At 72.6% G+C, this 953-nt stretch carries 1 protein-coding gene; it reads right to left on the bottom strand.

The features are described from left to right. A partial coding sequence (locus tag AVR91_RS42325; protein ID WP_143254288.1) for an AMP-binding protein occupies positions 1 to 953 on the bottom strand: 953 nt, incomplete at both ends.

Genomic DNA, 953 nt, shown 5'->3' with positions numbered 1-953 from the left:
CGGTCGGCCCGTAGGCGTTGATCATCCGCCGTCCGGGCGACAGGCGGTCCACCAGACCGGGCGGGCAGAGTTCGCCCGCCGCCGTCACGGTTTCCACCCGCTCCGGCAGATCGTCCACAGTGGACAGAACGGACGGCGGCGCCTTGACGTGCGTGATGTCCCAGCGTTCGAGCGCGTCGATCAGCGAAGCGTGCGGCGGCAGATCCTCGTCCGGGGGCATCACCAGCGTCGCCCCCGCCAGGAGCGCCATCATCACCTCGGACACGATGGTGTCGAAACCGAGCGCCGCGAACTGCAGGACCCGGGACGACGGCGACACGGCGAGCCGCTCGATATGCGCCATCGCCAGATTGCCCAGGCCCGAATAGGTGACGACGACGCCCTTCGGGGTGCCCGTCGACCCCGACGTGTAGATCACATACGCGGCGTCACGCGGATCCAGGCGCGGCAGGTCCTCGTCCGGGGCAGCGGCCAGGTCGGTCTCGTCGAGCACGACCAGCCGGTCGGCGAACTCCGGCGGCACCGCTCCGCGGGTCTTCCCCTGGCACACCACCAGCATCGGGTCCGCGCTCCCGAAGATGAACCGGACGCGATCGGCCGGGTAGGCCGGGTCCACCGGGACGAACACGCCGCCCGCCAGTGACACCCCCAGCATCCCGACCAGCCACCACGAGGACCGGCCGACGACCAGCCCGACGCGGCGTTCCCGGCCGACCCCGCGGGCACGCAGCACCGCGGCGAACCTCGACGCCCGGTCCCACAGTTCCGAGTAGGACAGCTCGCCCGCACCGTCGGCGACGGCCACCGCGTCCGGCCGCTCCGCCGCCATCCGGCCGATCAGCTCGGGCAGCGGTTCGCCGCCGGTCACCGCGGGTTCCCAGCGAAGCACCGGGTTGCCGATGACCTCCGCCCGGCCGAGCAGCCCGGACGGCTCGTCGACGATCGCGCGCAGC

The organism is Amycolatopsis keratiniphila subsp. keratiniphila (genome assembly GCF_001620365.2).
Taxonomy (GTDB): domain Bacteria; phylum Actinomycetota; class Actinomycetes; order Mycobacteriales; family Pseudonocardiaceae; genus Amycolatopsis; species Amycolatopsis keratiniphila.
This window is presented reverse-complemented; position numbering and strand designations above follow the sequence as displayed.